This window comes from Nonomuraea sp. NPDC046570 (genome assembly GCF_040645915.1).
GTDB lineage: Bacteria > Actinomycetota > Actinomycetes > Streptosporangiales > Streptosporangiaceae > Nonomuraea.
The window spans coordinates 124,120-143,034 of sequence record NZ_JBEYZF010000008.1 but is presented as its reverse complement, the minus strand read 5'-3'; the positions used below and the strand labels follow the sequence as shown (position 1 = coordinate 143,034).

General features: G+C 71.8%; 16 protein-coding genes. 10 read left to right on the top strand and 6 right to left on the bottom strand.

The window, feature by feature from the left end:
• Nucleotides 1-795, bottom strand: coding sequence for an ABC transporter permease (locus ABZ911_RS15840; RefSeq protein WP_358055662.1), 795 nt, complete (start codon nt 793-795; stop codon nt 1-3).
• On the bottom strand, nt 792-1,670 hold the full coding sequence (locus ABZ911_RS15835) for an ATP-binding cassette domain-containing protein (RefSeq protein ID WP_358055660.1): 879 nt from the start codon (nt 1,668-1,670) through the stop codon (nt 792-794). The genes ABZ911_RS15840 and ABZ911_RS15835 overlap by 4 nt, the downstream gene beginning before the upstream one ends.
• Nucleotides 1,671-1,769: 99 nt before the next feature.
• Here ABZ911_RS15835 and ABZ911_RS15830 point away from each other — a divergent pair, with 99 nt between their 5' ends.
• From ABZ911_RS15830 to ABZ911_RS15790, 9 genes are all read left to right on the top strand, one after another.
• Nucleotides 1,770-2,159 (top strand): GntR family transcriptional regulator, encoded by a 390-nt coding sequence (locus ABZ911_RS15830; protein ID WP_358055658.1) that lies wholly within the window; start codon nt 1,770-1,772, stop codon nt 2,157-2,159.
• Complete coding sequence (locus tag ABZ911_RS15825; protein WP_358055656.1) at nt 2,156-3,289, top strand: hypothetical protein; 1,134 nt, start codon at nt 2,156-2,158, stop codon at nt 3,287-3,289. The genes ABZ911_RS15830 and ABZ911_RS15825 overlap by 4 nt, the downstream gene beginning before the upstream one ends.
• Nucleotides 3,290-3,501: 212 nt before the next feature.
• Nucleotides 3,502-4,032: an EF-hand domain-containing protein gene (locus ABZ911_RS15820; RefSeq protein WP_358055654.1), complete on the top strand. Its 531-nt coding sequence runs from the start codon at nt 3,502-3,504 to the stop codon at nt 4,030-4,032.
• A 333-nt stretch (nt 4,033-4,365) separates the two neighbouring features.
• Complete coding sequence (locus ABZ911_RS15815; RefSeq protein ID WP_358055904.1) at nt 4,366-4,998, top strand: aminotransferase class I/II-fold pyridoxal phosphate-dependent enzyme; 633 nt, start codon at nt 4,366-4,368, stop codon at nt 4,996-4,998.
• 2 nt (nt 4,999-5,000) lie between these two features.
• Entirely contained in the window at nt 5,001-6,086 is a 1,086-nt protein-coding gene (locus tag ABZ911_RS15810) for a cupin domain-containing protein (RefSeq protein WP_358055652.1), read from the top strand.
• 11 nt (nt 6,087-6,097) lie between these two features.
• A complete protein-coding gene (locus ABZ911_RS15805; RefSeq protein ID WP_358055649.1) occupies nt 6,098-7,810 on the top strand; it encodes a pyridoxal-dependent decarboxylase in 1,713 nt (570 codons plus the stop codon).
• An 82-nt stretch (nt 7,811-7,892) separates the two neighbouring features.
• Nucleotides 7,893-9,437: a helix-turn-helix domain-containing protein gene (locus ABZ911_RS15800; protein WP_358055647.1), complete on the top strand. Its 1,545-nt coding sequence runs from the start codon at nt 7,893-7,895 to the stop codon at nt 9,435-9,437.
• A 116-nt stretch (nt 9,438-9,553) separates the two neighbouring features.
• Nucleotides 9,554-10,804, top strand: a complete 1,251-nt coding sequence (locus ABZ911_RS15795) for an FAD-dependent oxidoreductase (protein ID WP_358055644.1) — start codon at nt 9,554-9,556, stop codon at nt 10,802-10,804.
• A gap of 265 nt (nt 10,805-11,069) precedes the next feature.
• Nucleotides 11,070-11,327, top strand: coding sequence for a hypothetical protein (locus tag ABZ911_RS15790; protein ID WP_358055642.1), 258 nt, complete (start codon nt 11,070-11,072; stop codon nt 11,325-11,327).
• 83 nt (nt 11,328-11,410) lie between these two features.
• Here the strand turns inward: ABZ911_RS15790 and ABZ911_RS15785 are convergent, their stop codons facing one another.
• The 4 genes from ABZ911_RS15785 to ABZ911_RS15770 all read right to left on the bottom strand — a co-directional run bounded on the left by ABZ911_RS15785 (nt 11,411) and on the right by ABZ911_RS15770 (nt 15,157).
• Nucleotides 11,411-11,986, bottom strand: coding sequence for a hypothetical protein (locus tag ABZ911_RS15785; RefSeq protein ID WP_358055640.1), 576 nt, complete (start codon nt 11,984-11,986; stop codon nt 11,411-11,413).
• Nucleotides 11,987-12,014: 28 nt separating this feature from the next.
• The gene (locus ABZ911_RS15780) at nt 12,015-13,151 is read right to left on the bottom strand and encodes an NAD(P)/FAD-dependent oxidoreductase (RefSeq protein WP_358055638.1); all 1,137 of its coding nucleotides are present in this window, start codon (nt 13,149-13,151) and stop codon (nt 12,015-12,017) included.
• A 56-nt stretch (nt 13,152-13,207) separates the two neighbouring features.
• Nucleotides 13,208-13,354 (bottom strand): hypothetical protein, encoded by a 147-nt coding sequence (locus ABZ911_RS15775; protein WP_358055635.1) that lies wholly within the window; start codon nt 13,352-13,354, stop codon nt 13,208-13,210.
• 87 nt (nt 13,355-13,441) lie between these two features.
• Nucleotides 13,442-15,157, bottom strand: coding sequence for a TOMM precursor leader peptide-binding protein (locus ABZ911_RS15770; protein WP_358055632.1), 1,716 nt, complete (start codon nt 15,155-15,157; stop codon nt 13,442-13,444).
• A 322-nt stretch (nt 15,158-15,479) separates the two neighbouring features.
• Between ABZ911_RS15770 and ABZ911_RS15765 the strand changes: the two genes are divergently transcribed.
• Nucleotides 15,480-18,905, top strand: coding sequence for a M28 family peptidase (locus tag ABZ911_RS15765; protein WP_358055630.1), 3,426 nt, complete (start codon nt 15,480-15,482; stop codon nt 18,903-18,905).
• The last annotated feature ends 10 nt before the right edge of the window (nt 18,906-18,915 follow it).

Genomic DNA, 18,915 nt, shown 5'->3' with positions numbered 1-18,915 from the left:
TCACCCGATGTCACGGCGCAGCGGCGCCGCGACGGCGATGGCAGCGGCGACCAGCGCATAGCCGAGCAGTACGGCACCGCCGACCGGCGCGGGCAGCAGAGAGGCGGCGGCGCTGCCGGTCTGGTCGGCGATCGCCTCGGCCAGGTAGGTGAACCCGGTCAGCGAGGCGGTCGCGCCGCCGGGCAGGAAGGGGTAGACGACCTTGATCCCGGGCACCAGCATCAGCACGGTCTCGATCATGTAGAAGTAGGCGCCGACGACCGCGAGCGCGGTCACCTGGTTGCGCAGCAGGGCGCCCACGGCGACGCCCAGCAGGGTGTACACGGCCATGGTCAGCGCGACGCGGCCGAGCGACGCCAGGATGGTGCCGGCGGGCAGGCCGAGGGTGACGTTCTTGAGCGCGGCCACCCCGAACAGGGAACCCGCCGCGACCGCCGCGGCCAGCACGCCGTAGGCGAGGCCGCCGCAGGTGTAGGCCACCAGTTTGGCGGCGAGCGAGGTCCAGCGCCTGGGGGCGAACAGCGCGGTGGTTGTGATGGTCCGGTGCCGGTACTCCGAGGCCACGGCCACGGTGCCGAGCAGCGCGGGGACGAAGGTGGTGAGCCCGAGCAGGCCGAGCACGACCTGGGCGCCCTGGGCGGTGTCCAGGCCCGGGAGCGGCGGGGTGAAGTTCTCCGGGCCGACGAGGGCGAGCAGGCCGATGAGGGCTCCGCTGGCGAGCGCGGCCAGCAGGCCCCACAGCCACAGCCTGGTGGTGGTCAGGCGCAGCCATTCGGCTGAGATCAGCGCGGTCATCGGGAGCCTCCGGTGAGGTTCAGGAACGCCGCTTCGAGGGTGGGGCGTTCGGGGGTGATCTCGTGCAGGGGGATGCCGTGGGACGCCGCGGTGGCGGCTACCTGGGCGGTGGTCAGGCCGTGGATGCGCAGGACACCGGGTCGCGGGGTCTCCACGCGGGTCGCGTCCGGGAGGTGGGTCGCGAGCAGGTCCGCCTGGGGGGAGTGGACGAGGACGGCGGCCGTGCCGTAGAGGGCCGTGATGGGTGCGGTGGTGACGAGGCGGCCGTTCTGGATCATGACGACGTGGTCGGCCGTCTGCTCGATCTCGCCGAGGACGTGGCTGGAGACCAGGATGGTGCGCCCCTCGGCGGCGAGGTCGCGCAGGAAGCGGCGCAGCCAGGCGATGCCTTCGGGGTCGAGGCCGTTGCTCGGCTCGTCCAGCAGCAGCACGCGGGGGTCGCCGAGCAGGGCGGTCGCCAGGTTGAGGCGCTGGCGCATGCCGGTGGACAGGGTGCCGGTCCTGCGGTCGGCGAACGCCGACACTCCGGTCAGGTCGGCGACCTGGGTGGCGCGGGCCCGGCCGTACCGGCCCATGCGGGCGTAGACGCGGAGGTGGTCGCGGGCGGTGTGGGCCGGGTGGAAGCCCGAGCTGTCCAGCACCGCGCCGACGGTCGCCGTCGGCGTGGGCAGGTCGGCGTAGCGCCTGCCGCCGATGGTGGCGGTGCCGGAGGTCGGCGCGACGAGGCCGAGCATCATCCGCATGGTGGTGGTCTTTCCTGCGCCGTTCGGCCCGAGGAAGCCGGTCACCGCGCCGGGGGCGACGTCGAAGCTGAGGTCGGTGACGGCGGCCACCGGCCCGAACGTCTTGGTGAGGCCGCGCACTTCGATCCTCATGCCCGCACCTCAGCCTGGTGAGTCCCTGCCTGGATCACGATGTCCTTCGTTGTGGGGTTATATCTGTTCTATTAGTTGTATATCAGATACTCTATGGGTGTGCACTTGACCCTTGACCTCGACAGCGAGGTCCCGATCTACCAGCAGATCCGGGACCGGATCGTGGAGGCGATCGCCCGCGGCGAGGCGCGAGAAGGCGATCCGCTGCCCTCGACCCGGCAGTTGGCCGCCGACTTCGGCATCAACTTCCACACCGTGAACAAGGCCTACGACCTGCTGCGACAGCAGGGCGTGATCCGGATCAACCGCAAGAGCGGCGCGGTCGTGCGGCGAGACGCCACCACGGGGCCGCCCGAGGCCGGGTTCACCGACGACTGGACGGAGCGCATGCGCGTGCTGCTGGCCGATGCCACGGTCCACGGCCTGGAGCGGTCGGACGTCATCCGGCGATGCGAGGCGATGCTGGACGGATTCAAGGAGATGTCATGACCCTGCTCATCGCCGCCGACCTGGCCGTGATCGCGCTGGTCACCTGCCTGATGCTGGCCCTTCCGGCACTGGCCAGGCCGACGCTGCCGTTCGGCGTGCGGGTGGCCGCCGAGCGGGCGGCCGACCCCTTCGTCGTCGCCCAGCGCCGCGGCTTCGCCCGTCTGGTCCTCCTGGTGGCCGTCGCCGCCGTGACGATCTCGGTCCCGGCGCTGTTCTCCGCCGCTCCCCCGGTCGTGATCGGTGTCACCGCGACCGCCGTGGCCGTCGCCGGCCTGCTGCTGTACTACCGCGCCCATCACCGGATCCGCGCCGCCAAGGAGGCCGGAGGATGGACGGCCGAGCGGCGGCAGGGCGTCACCGTGGACACCACCTTCCGCACCGACCCGGTCCGCGTGCCCTGGCCCTGGGGCCTGCCCGCCGCGGCGATCCTGCTGGTCACCGCGGGCATCGGCTGGTCACGGTACGGCAGCCTGCCCGCCACGCTGCCGCGCTTCCCCGCGTACGACACCCGCGTCCCCACCACCGTGCCGGTCGCCTTCGAGCCGGTGCTGCACCAGGCCGCGATCACCCTGCTCGTCCTCGTGGTGGTGCTGATCGTGCTGCGCGCCCGCCCCGACCTCGACGCGGCCAGGCCCAGCGGTTCGGGCCGCCGCTACCGCGTCTACCTGCGCGGCGTCGCCGCCCTGTCGCTCCTGTCGGCCGCCTGCCTGAACCTCGTCCTCTTCGTCGCGGCGCTGCGACTGTGGGAGGTCGTCACGCCCGCGGTCGGCTGGCAGGTGGCCACCTACCTGCCGCTCGTCGCGCTGCTCGGCGGATGGCTGGCCTGGGAGATCAGGGTGGGCCAGGCCGGGCACCGGCTGCCGGCCCTGCCCGGGGAGGAGCAGGAGGACTCGGGGCTCGCGCAACGCGACGACGACCGGCATTGGTTCCTCGCGGGCATGGTCTATGTCAACCGCCGCGACCCGGCCTTGCTCGTCCACGCCCGCCTCGGCTCCTCCACCTGGACGCTCAACCTGGGGCATCCGGTCGTCTGGCTTCTGCTCGCCGTCCTCGTCGTGGCCCTGGCCGGGCTGGGCCTGCTCGCCCTCCTCGGCGTCATCGACCTGCCGCGCAAGCAGAGCCTCTTCTAGCCGCCGTTCGTCGAGCCGGACGCGCCAACCGGTCCCCGTCTCATCACCAACGAGCATCGCGGTACAGGTCTGGGAAAGAGTCGGGACGCGGTTCCTGGCCAGGTCCAGCTTTGGATGGTCTTCGATGGCACACCGCGTAGGAGGCCCCTCGGCGGGAAACAAGTGGCTTGACCTGCAGAAAGGTCCTGCCAGTCCACACGCAAGGGGGAGAGATGAGCACTGAGGTCAAGGAGCGCAAGCTCGCCAGACACTTCGAGCTCCTCGATTTCGACGGAGACGGCTACATCGAGCGGAGCGACATCAGGTCGTTCGCCGAGCGGATCTGCGAGGCCGCGGGTACGACGCCCAACTCCAACGAGGGCAAGAAGATCATGCAGCAGGGGGACAAGCTGTGGAAGGCCCTGCAGCGGTCCCTGGATCACGATGGCGACCAGCAGGTCAGCAGGAACGAGTTCGTTGACTCGGCCGGCTCGGACCCCGTCATGAAGGAGGCGATCCAGCTCGGCGTGGCGGCGTTCGACGTCCTCGACCAGGACCGCGACAACAAGATCAGCCGCGACGAGTGGACCCGGATGGACCAGCGGCTGGGCGTCTCGATGCAGGACAGCCGCAAGGGGTTCGACCAACTGGACAAGGACAGCGACGGGTACGTGACCAAGGCGGAGTACACCAAGGGCGTCGAGGAGTTCTACCGGAGCCAGGACCCGGCGGCTCCCGGCAACTGGGCGTTCGGGTCCTTCTGAGCGCCCGCGGTTCGGTTATCCCGGGGTTCGTCCACCTGATCGCCCGTGGTTCGGTGACCCCTAGGTTCGTCCGCGGCTCCCGGTGACAGGGGAGCTTGTCCGTTGAGGCTCTGGTGATCAGGCCGTGACCTGTTTCCAGAGCCTCTTCGCGGTCCGCATGGCGCCGCACACAGTCGTTGGAGGAGTACCGCATGCGGGCCGAAGTCGGGGGCTGCGTCCGGGCGGCGGTCCAGGAGCTGCGGCAGATCGGGCCGTTCAGCCCGCGTCCGGAGAGCAGGGGTTTGATCAACCTGCGCTCCAACGAGAACCCCTTCGGCGGGGCGCCTCGTCTCGCTGCCCGTCAGAGGCGTCCTGCTCTGCGATCCCAACAACCCGTCGAGCACCCGCCTGAACGCCGACGACCTCGATCACCTGCTGGCCCGTTTCGCAGGGCTCGTGATCGTCGACGAGACGTACGTGGAGTTCGGCTCGCGCCCCTCGCACCGGCACCGCACGGGCGAGCACCCGAACCTCATCGTGCTGCGCTCACTGTCGAAGGGCTTCGCGATGGCGGGCCTCCGGCTCGGCGCCGTGCTGGCGGATCCCGTCGTCGTCGCGGCCATACGCAAGGCCCAGGCGCCGTTTCCGGTACCCGGCCCGGTGATCGAGCGGGCGGTGGACGAACTGGCCGATCCTTCGGTCCTGCGCCGCCGTATCGACGCCTTCGTCGAGGAGCGGGACCGGCTGGCGGCCGGCCTGTCCCGATGCCCGCGGGTGCGCAGGGTCTTCGCGGACGCGGGCTTCGTCACCGTCGAGGTCGAGGACCTGGCCGGGGTCGTCGCCGCCCTCCGGCTGGCGCGGATCGACACGGTGGTCAACCCCGAGGGCTGGCAGGCGCACCTTCGCATTTCCGTGGGAACCCCGGAGGAGAACGCCCTTCTGCTCACGGCGCTGAACGGTTCCCACCCGACTCGAACAAGGACCTGAACATGACCGATCAGCTCGTCACGGCGGAGCCTGCGCTGCTCACCAGCGTGGTGACCGTCGCCCGCTCCGACATCCGCGCCATCGCCTCCGTCGAGGTGGAAGGCGAGGAGCACTGGCTGGGGGAGCACCGCGACTTCCGGCGCCACGACGCCCTGGCCCGCTTCCTGCCGGAGCACGGCCGCTTCTCGCTCGCCTGGGTACGGCTGCGGAACGGTGAGCGCCTGGACGTCCACGAGCACCCGACCAAGTCGATGATCCTCGTCTGCAGGGGGTCGGCCCGGCTGATCGGCGATCTGCGGATGCCGCTCACCGAGGGCGACACGGTGTGCGTCCCGCCGGGCGCTCAGCACGGATTCGAGACCGAGCCCGGCGAGGAGTTCCACGGGCTGTCGGTGCAGTTCGAGGGCAGCGGCCTGTACGAGAGCGAGAGCGCGCCCCGGGTGCGCTTCACCCAGGCGGTCTCGGCCTCGATGGCCGAGTTGGAGGCGCTCAACCACGCCCGGCTCCGGCGTTTCTCCCGGCATCGCCTGTTCGAGTTCTTCGCCAGCGGCAGGATGCGCGACGAGCCGCCGCTGCGCGACCGCTTCGTGTCCGCGCTGTACGTCTGGTCGGTCTACTTCCAGCGGATGCTCTACGCCCGGCAGGCGGTGTGCGCCGACCCCGGGCTGCGCGAGGTCTACGCGGGTCACCTGCGGGAGGAGTTCGGCCACGACCGGCTGCTGCGTGAGCGCCATGCCGTGGCGGAGGACGTCTACGACCCGATCCTGGAGGCGGCCGGGAACTGGTTCGTCATGCAGATGCACGGCGCGGACGAGGCCGCGAAGATCGTGATCGTGCACCTGGTGGTGGAGTCGAGCTGCCACATCTTCGGCGAGAAGACCAAGTCCGCCTTCCAGACCACCTCCGATACCGATATTTCGTACTTCGATCTGCATGCCGAGGTGGACCAGGACCACCGGGACATCGGCCGGGACCGCCTGCACGCTCTGTCGCCGTCGCAGTTCCCGCACCTGATCAACGTGTGCGACCAGGCATGGGACCAACTCGAACTGGTCTTCGACCGGATGGCGGCACTGGTCGAGCGGTAGGGGTGCACACCTTGAGACACCAGACCGAATCAGACGGTACGGGCCTCGCCCCGGCCTCCGGGACGGGGCTGTTCCCGAACCCCGGAAACCGGGCCGCGTTCCTGGAACTGCTCGGCGACATCGTCGACGACTACTACACCTGGCACGAGTCGTGCGCGGGCGCGGCCGGTCCACGGCTCGCCGATAGCGCCGATCTGGGCGCAGCCGGTCCACGGATCGCCGACAGTGCCGACCTGGGCGCGGCCCGTACCCTGGTGCGAGGGTTGTCCGAGTGGCTGGCCCGGGAGTCGACGCCGTGGCCGTCGCCGCTGTACCTGGCGCACATGACCGCGGACACGCCGGTCGCGGTGAGTCTCGCCTACCTGTGCGCCCTGCTCTACAACCCCAACAACGTCACCGGCGAGACCTCCCCGGTCACCACCCGGCTTGAGCACGAGGTCGGTGACGACCTCTGCCGGCTGGTGGGCTTCCCCCCGGCCAAGGGCTGGGCTCACCTGTCCTCCGGAGGGCACGCCGCGAACTACGAGGCCATCTGGATCGCGCGCAACCTGCGCGGCCTTCCCCTGGCCGCCGCCGCGGACCCGGCGTCGCGCGACCTCGTGGCGGACCTCCCCCGGCCCGGCCTGGTGAATCTCCCGGTGAGCGGGATCCTGGACCTCGTCGACGACCTCGCGGGCAGGGGCGCGCTGGCGCGCGTCCGCGGGCTCGCCCGCGAGATCCACCGGCGCGCCCCCGGGAAACTGCTGTTCGCGCGCGGCGCCCACTACTCCTGGGACAAGTGCGCCGACCTGCTCGGCTTCGCCCCCGGCGACGTCGAGGCCGTGGACCTGGACCGGCACCATCGCATCGACCTGGGCGCCCTCCGGCGGCGCGTCCGTGAACTGCTGGAACGCGGCGAACCGATCGCGGCCGTCGTGGCCACGCTCGGCAGCGGCGGCGAGGGCGGCGTCGACGACCTGCACGAGATCATGCGGCTGCGCGACTGGTGCGAACAGCGCTACGACGCCTCGTTCTACGTCCACGTCGACGCCGCGTTCGGCGCGTATCACCGCACCGTCTGCCTCGACGAGGACGGCTCGATGCTGCCGTATGACGAGGTGGCCGCGAGGGCCTTCCCCGCGCGGCTGAAGCCCGAGGTGTACGAGGCGTTCCGGTGCCTGCCGCTCGCCGACTCGGTGACCGTGGACCCGCACAAGAGCGGCCACGTCCCCTATCCGGCGGGCGGGCTCGCTCTCCGCGACGGACGGGCCGCCGCCGTCGTCGCCGGACGGTCGGCGTACTTCGCTCCGGGTGACGGCGCCCGGCCGGCGTTCGGCTCGTACACGCTGGAGGGCGCCAGGCCCGGGGCGGCCGTCGCGGCGGTCTGGGCGGCGCATCGCCTGATCGGGCTGCACGTCGGCGGGTACGGGCGGTTGCTGGGCGGCTGCCTCGCCACCGCGCAGCGGTTGCACGAGCGCTTTCGGGCGATCGAGGGCGACTCGCGGTTGGTCAGCGGGTACGAGCCTGATCTGAACATCCTGAACCTGGCGGCGGGCCGTACCGAGCCGGATCTGGTCGACCGGCTGCTGGCGCGGCTTCGCGCCGAGGCCGCGGCGGCGCCGTTGACGAGCCTGTGGGTGTCGGCCAACACCCTCGCGGGACGGCGGGTGCTGCGCCTGTGCGTGATGAAGGAGCTGGCTCCGGCGGCCGTGGACCGGGTGTGCGAGGCGCTTACCCTTCCATAGGAAGAGGGTTCCGGAAGGGGCGACCCGTCACCGCGCGTGTACGCTTCCGCATGCGCGAGGACGGGCAGGTGGGCGCGGCGACATGCTGAAGCTGGATCGGTTGGTGAACGTCCTCGGGGGCTACGGGGCCCGGCTGTGCTGCGCTCCCGCCTCCCGTGACGTGGAGCTGCGCAGCGTGGTGGTGCACGACCCGACCGACCCCCGTCCCGCGACCGGCGATGTGTTCCTGTCGGTCGGCGTGGAGTCGGCGGCCGAGGCCGTACGGCTGGCGCGGGCGGCGCGGGCGGCCGCGGTGCTGGTGCGCGAGGACGCGCCGCTGGACGAGAAAGCCCTGGCGGACGCCCGCGAAGGCGGGGTCGCCGTGCTGCTGGTGGAGCCGGCGGTGTCCTGGAGCCAGCTCTTCGGCGTGGTGTACGGCCTGGTGCTCGAAGGCCGCGAGACCGAGGCCGGGCGGGGGCCGACCGATCTGTTCGCCTTCGCGGACTCGCTGGCGGCCGAGCTCGGCTATCCGGTGACGATCGAGGACCAGATGTCGCGCGTCCTCGCCTACTCCGGCCTGCAGCAGACCGCCGACCCGGTACGGCTGGAGACGATCCTCGGCCGGCGCGTCGCGGACGCCGTACGCCGCCTGCTGGAGCGCAAGGGCGTCTTCGCGCATCTGGCGGCCTCCGACGATCCGCTGTTCGTGGAGCCGTCGCCGGAGCACGGTATGCGCGGGCGCATGGTGGTCGCCGTGCGGGCCGGGCGCGAGCCGCTGGGGTCGATCTGGGTGGAGTGCGAGCGCCCGCTGACCGGCACCCGCCGTACCGTCCTGATCGACGGGGCGCGGGCGGTCGCGCTGCACCTGCTGCGCTCCCGGGTCAGCGCGGACCTGGAGCGCCGGGTGGAGTCCGATCTCGTCATCCAGTTGCTGGAAGGCACGGCCGACGTGCCCGCCGTGGTCAGCAGGCTCGGGCTGCCGGGCGGCCAGTTCCGGGTGATCGCGCTGCAGGCGCACATCGCCGAGGAGCGGCACGCCGCGATCCTGCTCGCCTTCGAGCGGGCGACCACGGGCTTCGGCTGGTCACGGCCCGGCCGCAGCACGCTGTTCGGCAACACGCTGTACACGGTGCTGCCGTGCGGCAACGACGTCACGCCCGCCCGCGACTGGCTCGCCGCGATCGTGAACGTGCTGCCCCGGCGGGTCACCGTCTTCGCCGGCGTGGGCGGACCGGCGAGCCCCGCCCAGCTGCCCGCTAGCAGGCAGGAGGCCGACGAGAGCCTCGCCCTGCGGGCGACCCGGCCTGGCCGCGCCCTGGCGGTCGCCTACGACGAGTCGTGGGACGAGATCCTGCTGCAGCGGCTCCGCGCCGCCGCCTCCGCTGGTCGCACCCCCGCCCGCGGGCCGGTCGCCGAGCTGACCAGGCACGACGCGGAGCACAGCACCCGGTACATCGCGACGTTGCGCGCCTGGCTGGAGGCGCAGGGAGATCTGGCGGTCGCCGCCGGCCGGCTCGGCGTCCACCCGAACACGGTCCGGTACCGGCTCCGGAAGATGGCCGAGCTCACGAACCTGCAGCTCGACCTGCCGGAGAAGCGACTGGCGATGCTCATCGCCCTGGCCGTCGACCAGGGCGCGAATCCATAGGACTGTCGTAGCCGGACAAAACTTCACCTCCTGGTTGTCCTAGGCGTACAGCCCGTTCTTGCTCCCGACCAGCGATGCTCATCACATTCGGCAGATGTGAGAGCGGAGAAGTGGTAATGGGTATCGACGGCGGGCCGCGTACGGCCGTGGTGATCGGAGCCGGCGTGGTGGGCCTGTCCACCGCGTGGTTCCTGCAGGAACGCGGCGTCGACGTCACCATCGTCGACCGCGACGGGGTGGCCGCGGGCGCGTCCTGGGGCAACGCGGGCTGGCTCTCCCCGGGCCTGGCCATCCCCCTGAACGAGCCCGGCGTCCTCCGGTACGGCCTGCGCTCCCTGCTCGACCGCAGCGCCCCGCTGCACGTGCCGGCAACCCCCGACGTGGGACTGTGGTCGTTCCTCGCCCGGTTCGCCCTGCACTGCAACTGGAAGGACTGGGGCCGCGCCGTCCGGGCCAACCTCCCGTTCAACGAGGAGTGCCTGGAGGCGTTCGACGTCCTCACCTCCAACGGCGTCGAGACCCCCACGACCGAGGCTCCGATCATGGCCGCGTTCGCGACCAAGAAGCAGGCCGTGGGGCTGCTGCACGAGCTCCAGCGGATCAACGAGTCCGGGCTGGAGATCAAGTACACCGCGTTCGACGGCGACGCCGTCGGCACGCAGGCGCCGCAGCTCTCCGCCAACGCCCAGGCCGGCATCCGGCTGGACGGGCAGCGCTACGTCGACCCCGGCGCGTTCACCCACTCGCTGGCCCGCGCGGTCACCGCCCGCGGCGCCACGATCCGGTCCGGTTTCCGGGTGACCGGAGTGGACACCGTGCCCGGCGGGCTCACCGTCCGGTCGAGCGCGGGGGACTCGGTCACCGCCGACGCCGTCGTCCTGGCCACCGGCGCCTGGCTGAACCAGCTCGGCAAGGCGTGGGGCGTCCGGGTGCCGGTGCGCGCCGGGCGTGGGTACTCCTTCACGGTGCCGACCGATGAGCCGGTGCCCGGCCCGATCTACCTGCCCGCTGTGCGGGTGGCCTGCACGCCGTACCAGGGCAAGCTGCGCGTCGCGGGCACGATGGAGTTCCGCGACGCGGACGCGCCGCTGTACCAGAGGCGCGTCGACGCGATCATCGCGTCGGCCCGGCCGCTGCTCACCGGTGTCTCCTGGGAGGACCGGACCGACACCTGGGTCGGCCCTCGCCCCGTCACCCCCGACGGGCGTCCGCTCATCGGGGCCACGCACGCTCCCGGGATCTTCGTCGCCGGCGGGCACGGCATGTGGGGCCTCACCCACGGGCCGGCCACCGGGCGCATGCTCGCCGAGCAGATCACCACCGGCAAGCAGCCGGAGGCCCTGCGCGAGTTCGACCCCACCCGCTGACCTCAGCGAGGTTCGGGAGCACGACCGATTCCCAAGCGGGTAGATCCACCGATTCCCGGTATTTCGCGCGCCGTCGCGTCCGCGAATCGGCCTGGTCAACACGCAGTCGAAACAGTGGTAATCGGGTTCCGGCGATGCTTTGCTTGCTGAGGGTAACCATACGGACACCGTCCGAATACCTTGAGTTCGTGCGCCTTCCGGCGCCTTTCCCTGGAATGCTCCGGCTCCCCGTGGGCCGATCATCCCGACAGAAAGTGAATCACTCATGCTCAAGCAAGCTCTCGCCGCAGGTGCCATCGTGGCGACCGCGCTCGTCGTGCCGCTGACGATGCCCTTCTCCGCCTCCGCGAGCACCGCGGTCGCACCCGCCTCGGTGGTGGCCGCGACCAGCGACTGCGCCGCCACGGCCAGCACCAACGCGCGCTGCAAGTGGCGCTGGTCGCACGGCAGGTACTGCAAGTGGTGCAAGCACAACGGCAAGTGGGAGCGGGACTTCTGCAAGATGAACAGGAACCGCCGATAGTAACCGGCAAGGTCGCCCCGTGAGCCATCTCGCGGGGCGACCTTCTGGCTGTCAGGAACCAGCGACCCCCGACCTTCTGGCCGTCAGGGAAGCAGCAACCCCCAGTAGAGCGCCCACGGGACCAGCAGGACGCCGCCCGCCGCCAGCAGGATCGGGCGCACGGTGAGCCGCTGACGGCGCAGCCCGAGCAGGACGGCCACCGTGGCCGCGATGGCGACCAGCGCGAGAAGTTGCAGGACGAGCCAGACGAGGGGCCTGCCGAGCAGCGCGGGTCCCGGCGCCTCCGCCGCGGTCGCCAGCAGGTACCCGAGGTAGAGCACCGTCCCCACCACCGTCACGCTCCCGGTGGCGGCCAGCACGGCAGACCCGCGCGGCCCCCGAGGCCGCCTCGCCAGCGCGCCTATCGGGTAGGCGAGGAAGGCGGCCGCCATCAGCAGCAGCGCGGCGACCTGTACCGGCGCCGACTCCCACCAGGCCAGCGGGGTCACGGGTGCGCTGACCAGGTCCTGGTGCGGCGGCGGATCGGCGGAGGGCTCGTGCCGCTCGCCCAGCCTGTGGATCCACGAAGTCACCAGTTCGTCGTATCCCGCCACCAGGCGGCCGTCGTTCTCGAAGCCGTCCGGGCTGCGCAGCAGCTCGTGGTCGGCGCCCGGCAGCAAGCCTCAACGAAGACAGCACGCGAACGCCTCACGCCCTGACCGCCGCGCGGATGCCCGCGTAGCCGCGGAAGAAGTGGGCGACGTACGCCGGATCGTGCTGGTTGGCGACCATTTCGGCGCGGTACGAGTCGAGGTCCAGCCTCGCCGAGAGCAGGTTGTCCTCGTAGGCGGTGGTGAACTCCTTGCCCAGGTCGCGGGCGTACCGCCGCAGGGCCGCGGTCACCCGGCGCCCGTCGTCGAGCGGGCCGTCCAGGTGACCGGCGAGCAGCCCGGCCTGGACGAAGGCGTCGGTGATGCCCCGCGCGCCGATGGGGTCCTTGTGATGCGCCGCGTCCCCGACCAGCACCCAGCCCGGCCCGTACGGCCTGCGGAAGTAGTTGGGCAGGTCCGAGCAGCAGAAGAGCCGCTCCTCCTGCCTGCCGCCCGCGATCAGCTCGTCCAGTTCCGGAGAGGTCCGCCGCAGCAGCTCCCGGTAGGCCCTCGGCCGGTCGGTGACGGCCGGTCCGGTGCGGGAGAACTGCACGGCGACGAGGGTCAGCCCGTCCTGGGTGGGCACGCACGCGGTCCCCGCCCACTGCCGCACGAACAGCCGCATGCCCTGGTGGGGGATGCCGCTCCAGTACGAGTAGCAGGCGTAGGTCAGCTTGGGGTCCTGGCGCAGGAACGGAGCGCGGACCAGCCGGGCCACGGTGGAGTTGCGCCCGTCGGCCCCCACCACCAGACGGGCGCGCTCGACCTCCCCCGACCCGCAACGGACCCCGGCCACGGCTGACCCCTCCCAGTGCAGGCCGAGGACGCCGGACCGGGGACGGAACTCGGCACCGGCGCGTCCGGCGGCCTCCACCAGGAGGTGGTCCAGCGCGTACCGGCGGGGAGCGCAACCGCCCGCTATCGAGCCCAGAACGGGGGCGGGACCGGCGAGGCGGGCGCCCGGAATAGTGAAGGAGAGGCTGGTCAGCAGGGGAGAACCGGTGGCGAGCACCTCCTCCAGCAGACCCCAGCGAGCCAGCAGGGCCAGGCCGGGCTGGTGAATGTAGAGCGTGGACAGGGTGTCGCTGGGGAATCGGGCGCGGTCGAGCAGCAGGACCCGGTGACCGGCGCGGGCCAGCAGCATCGCGGTGGCCGCTCCGGCGCAACGCGCACCCACGACGATCACGTCGTACATGTGGTCCTCTCGTGATCGTCACGGGCGGACGCCCGGCGTCCGCCCGTGACCGTTGATCAGTTGGCGTCGTCGCCCTCGAAACACGGGCGGCAGGTCTGGCAGGCGCAGACCGGAGCGGTTTCGGTGACGGTCGCCGGCTGGCCGCCGTCGGCCGAACGCACGGTGAACTGGCTGACGGGCAGATCGTTGAGGTCCTGGTGCATCGTGGGATGTTCCTTACTGGTCGGATGTCGCATTAGGGGTTGGTGACCCTTCCGGTCCGGCCTGCGCTCGCGCGCCGACCCGCTCAGCTAGGGGAAGGGGTGTGGGTACGGGTTGAGCTCCTCGGGCCGCAGGTCGCGGTCGCGGAAGCCGAGCAGCCGGGGCACGCTCAGCAGCCGGGGCAGGCCATGGGTACGCCGATGGCGGTGGCCGAACGTCATCGGCACGGCGCCCGGCACGATCACCTTGGCGCAGGCGAAGCCGCCCGCCCGAAGCTCGGCGCAGGTGGTGTCCACCGCGATCACGTCCAGGCCGGTGGCGAGGTAGCGCCCGGCCAACTCGGCCAGGTCCTCGGCGAGGTCCTCGTGCGCGGGCCACGGCTCGGCCAGTTCGGCGAGCGGCCGTCCGGGGCCGTCGACGGGCAGGAAGCCCAGCCTCGGCCAGGCGTCCGGATGCCAGTACAGCCGCCGATGGTGGTCCATCTCGCGCACCTGGTCGGCGTCGTCCAGGAAGGCCGCCGAGAGGTCGGCGGGCGCGCCGACCGAGCCGAACAGCTCCAGTAGCGCTCCCCGCAGCGCCTGCTCCGGGTCGAGGTGGGCGCCCGCCGCGCAGAGGAGGTGCGGGCGGCCCTCGCCGCCCAGGCGGTCCAGGGCGAGGACCCAGAAGATCGGGACGCGCTGTTCCATCAGGGTCGCGAAGGCCATCACCTCGTAGCCGGAGGTCTGGCGGAGCCGGGTGGCGGCGAGCGGGATCCAGCGGTCGGCGACCGAGTCCAGGTCCACCTTGGGGGCGGGTAGGCGGCCGTACCAGGTGAGCAGGAAGGCGTCGCGTTCGGCTACTTCGAGCAGGCCGTACAGGATCGCCTCGGTCAGGCTGCCGCCCAGGGCGGCGCCGTTGGAGCACTCGTACGCCCAGGCGGGTTCGGCCGAGCCGTAATAGGCGCACGACTCGGGCACCAGCAGCGGGCGGCGGGTGCCGAACGAGTAGCCCCAGACCCAGCTCGTCTCGGTGTCCGGGTCGAACCTGGTGTAGCGGAAGCCGGGCCGGTCGTACCAGTCGTCCGGGTACAGGCCCAGCGTGCGCGGGTCGAGCGCGTGTCCGGCGACGTCGGAGTAGGCGGCGCGCACGGGGCGGCGGCCTCGCGGGCACACACCCGAGTAGCGTTCGAGTGCCTCGGTGATCGCGCTGAGGCGGGCCGAGCGCACGTCCCGGGCCCGGCCGTACCCGTGGCGGCCGTCGTCGCCCGTGCGGCCGGGCGCGAGCCGGGCCACCGCCCAGGGCACCTCGCCCGCGGCGCCCACCCCCACCGAGCCGATCAGCCCGGTCTCGGCGTCCACGTACAGCTCTTCCAGGGCGTCGTCCAGGACGCGGGTGCGGAACCGCGCCGGATCCGGCTTGGGCGCCGCCGCCGCCGTCAGCCGCCTGGGGCGTTCCTCGGCAGGGACCGCGCAGTCCGGGCAGAGCGGGTCGGGCAGCACCCGGTGGCGGGTGACCGCGCCCGTGCTCGCCGACACCCTCAGCAGGGCGCCCGCCGTACGGGCGAAGCCGGACTCCGCCTCCTCCCGGACCAGTGCGGCGACCAGCGCCGACACCACCGGCAGCGGCTCACTCCCCGAGTCGTCCCGGCCGAGCGCCCGCCGGGCCGCGGCGTCGGGCAGGTTGCCGTCGCGGCGGCGCTGGACACACGCCGGGCAACCGGGCCGCGACGGGTGGACGGCGGGGCCGACGAGCACCCATCCGGCGTCCGCCCGCACCGGCAGCCACGGGGTTCCGTCCCGGGCGTCCTCCAGCAACCGCGACCGCATGATCCCCCCGCCACTCGTCCGCTGACAACCCTCACAGACGGTTGCCCGCTCCCGTTCCCGTGCCATCCCGGCGCGCGGCAAAAGGCGGGGAAAGCGTCGCGTCCAGTCGGGTAGGCGGGATTTTCGGTACGGGCTACGGATGCACCAACGGATTCCCCCCGTCGCCGCCGATGCCTACCGTCAGGCGGGCAACAGGGTGAAACGTGATCATCCTCCTATCACCCCCCATTTCCCATGCACCCGCCGCCCGGCGGCGCGGTGATCCGGCATGCGCCCGACCGGCGGCACGCTCACGGGAAGAGCCAAGAGGAGCACAGCACCGATGAAACGTAAGGCCTTAGTCGCCGCGACCGTAGGCGTGGCCACGGTCGCCTCGATGGCGTTCCTCACGCCGTCGGCGAACGCCGTCCCGCCCGGAGTCGCCCCGGCCTCCGCCTCCCCCATGACCGCGCCCGACCCCAGGTCGCTCGCCGCCTCCGTGGCCGACAAGGCCGTCTCCAGCGGGTTCGACGACCTGCGCAGGGGACTCGACGAGACCTACAACCGCGTCTCCGTCACCCCGGGCGCGGGCGGCATGTTCTACGTCGCCTACGAGCGCACCTACAAGGGCCTGCCGGTGGTCGGCGGCGACGCCGTCGTGGTCACCGACTCCGCCGGGCGCGTACGCGACACCACCGCGGCGTCAGGCCCGAGCCCGCGCGGCATCTCGACCAAGGCGAGGATCAGCGCCGAGACGGCCACCACAACCGCCAAGCGGCGGCTGTCGCGGGTGGACGACTCGGCGGCACCCCGGCTCGTGGTGCTGGCCTGGGGCGACAAGCCCGTCCTCGCCTGGGAGGCGGTGGTCTCCGGCGTCGCGAAGGACCGGCCGAGCGTCCAGCACGTCTTCGTCGACGCCCGCACCGGGAAGGTCGCCGACTGGTACGACGAGGTCAGCGCGGCCAGCGGGAACGGCCACCACGTCGGCCAGGTCACCATCGACACCAGCCGCTCCGGCAACTCCTACGCCATGACCGACACCGGCCGCCCCGGCATCCAGTGCGGCGGCCAGAACGGCTCGGCGTACACCAAGAGCACCGACACCTGGGGCAACGGCTCCGGCACCGACCTGGAAACCGCCTGCGTGGACGTGCTCTACGGCGCCCAGCAGGAATGGAACATGCTGCGCGACTGGCTGGGCCGCAACGGCATCGACGGCAACGGCAGGGGCTTCGGCGCCCGGGTCGGGCTCCAGGAGGTCAACGCCTACTGGACCGGCAGCTACACCACCTTCGGCCGCAACCAGGCGGGCAGCAAGCAGCTCACCGCGATCGACGTGGTGGCGCACGAGTACGGCCACGCCATCTTCCAGACCACGCCCGGCGGATCCGGCTCGCAGACCGACAACGAGCGGGGCGGCCTGAACGAGTCCACCGGCGACATCTTCGGCGCGATCACCGAGCACTACGCCGGCAACGCCGGCGACCCGCCCGACTACCTGGTCGGCGAGGAGGTCGACATCTCGGGCAGCGGCCCGCTGCGCAACATGTACAACCCCTCCCAGGTCAACAACGACCCCAACTGCTACTCCTCGTCGATCCCCAACACCGAGGTGCACGCCGCGGCGGGCCCGCAGAACCACTGGTTCTACCTGCTGGCCGAGGGCAACAACCCCGGCGGCGGCAAGCCGTCCAGCCCGATCTGCTCAGGCGGACCCTCGTCGGTGACCGGCATCGGCATCCAGAAGGCCGCCAAGATCTTCATGGGCGCGCTCTCCCGCAAGAGCTCGACCTGGAAGCACGCCAACGTCCGCGCCGCCTCGCTCGCCGCGGCGGTGGAGCTGTACGGCACCGGCGGCCCCGAGTGCAGGTCCACCAAGGCGGCCTGGGACGCCGTCCGCGTGCTCGCCCAGTCCGGCGAGCCCACCTGCACCGACTCGGGCGGCGGCTTCTCCCTCTCGCTCAACCCGGTCTCCGGCGGCGTGCAGCCGGGCGGCCAGGTGTCGACCACGGTCGGCACCCAGACCACCTCCGGCACCCCGCAGACGGTGAACCTGACCGTCTCCGGGCTGCCGTCCGGCGCCACGGCGGCCTTCAACCCGTCGTCGGTCACCTCCGGCAACTCCGCCACGCTGACGATCTCCACCACGGCCGCCACACCCGCGGGCACCTACCCGATCACGGTCACCGGGACGGGTACGACCACCCACACCGTCTCCTACAGCCTGACGGTCGGCGGCGGCGGCACCGAGCCGCCGGACATCAGCCTGGCGAACGTCAAGTCCCACCTGCAGCAGTTCCAGACCATCGCCTCCGGCAACGGCGGCAACCGCAGGTCCACCGGCCCCGGATACACCGCGTCCGTCAGCTACATCGCGGACAAGCTGAGCGCGGCCGGGTACCAGGTCGTCCGGCAGAACTGCACCTCCGGCTGCACCGGCGGCTCCGGCCCCAACCTGATCGCGGACTGGCCCGGCGGTGACGCGAACCAGGTCATCATGGCGGGCGCGCACCTCGACAGCGTCGCGGCCGGACCGGGCATCAACGACAACGCCTCCGGCTCGGGAATGCTGCTGGAGGTCGCGCTGACGCTGGCCCAGCAGAATCCGACCATGGCCAAGCACGTGCGGTTCGGCTGGTGGACCGACGAGGAGCAGGGCCTGAACGGCTCGGAGTTCTACGTCAACTCGCTCAGCCAGGCCGACCGGAACAAGATCAAGATCTACCACAACTTCGACATGGTCGGCTCGACCAACGGCGGCTACTTCATCAACAACATCAACACCACCGCCGCGGCCGAGCTCAAGGCGTTCTACGACCGGCTGAACCTGCTGCCCGAGGAGAACACCGAGGGCGCCAACCGGTCCGACGACGCCTCCTTCCGCAACGCGGGCATCGCCACCTCCGGCCTGGCGGCGGGCGCGAGCGCGACCAAGACGTCGGCCCAGGCCGCCAAGTGGGGCGGCACCGCCAACAGGGCGTTCGACCCCTGCTACCACCAGTCGTGCGACACGGTGAGCAACATCAGCGACACCGTCCTCGACCGGGCCGCCGACGCCTCGCTGTACGCCCTCTGGAAGCTCGCGGCCGGCAGCGGACCCCCGCCCACCCGTGACTTCTCGATCTCGGCGAACCCGTCGTCCGGCAGCGTGCAGGCCGGTCAGAGCGCCACCGTCACCATCGGCAGCGCCACCTCGGCCGGCACCGCGCAGACCGTGACCCTGTCCGCGTCGGGCCTGCCCGCCGGCGCCACGGCGAGCTTCAACCCGGCCTCGGTGACCTCCGGCGGATCGTCGACCCTGACGATCTCGACCTCGGCGGCGACCCCGACCGGCAGCCACACCGTCACGGTGACCGGCACCGGCGAGACCGCGACCCGGACGGCGTCCTACACGCTCACCGTGACCGGCCCGAACGGCGGCGGCCGGACGTTCACCAGCGACACCGACTACTCCATCCCCGACAACAACTACGCCTTCAGCCCCGTCCAGTCCACGGCGACCGGCCCCGCCGCCTCGCCGGTGAAGGTCACCCTCACGGCTCAGCACCCGTGCTCGGAGACCCTCGGCATCTGGCTGATGGGCCCCGACAGCACCTTCATCCCCGTCAAGGACGTCGAGTTCGGCTCCGGGTGCACCCCGTGGTCGGGCCCGCAGACCTACGAGGTGCCGACCAGCCAGGACGCGAGCGGCACCTGGTACCTGCTCATCCTCGACAACAGTCAGGACGGCAGGACCGGCACTCTCGACAGCTGGAGCCTGACCCTCTAGCTGGGGAGTG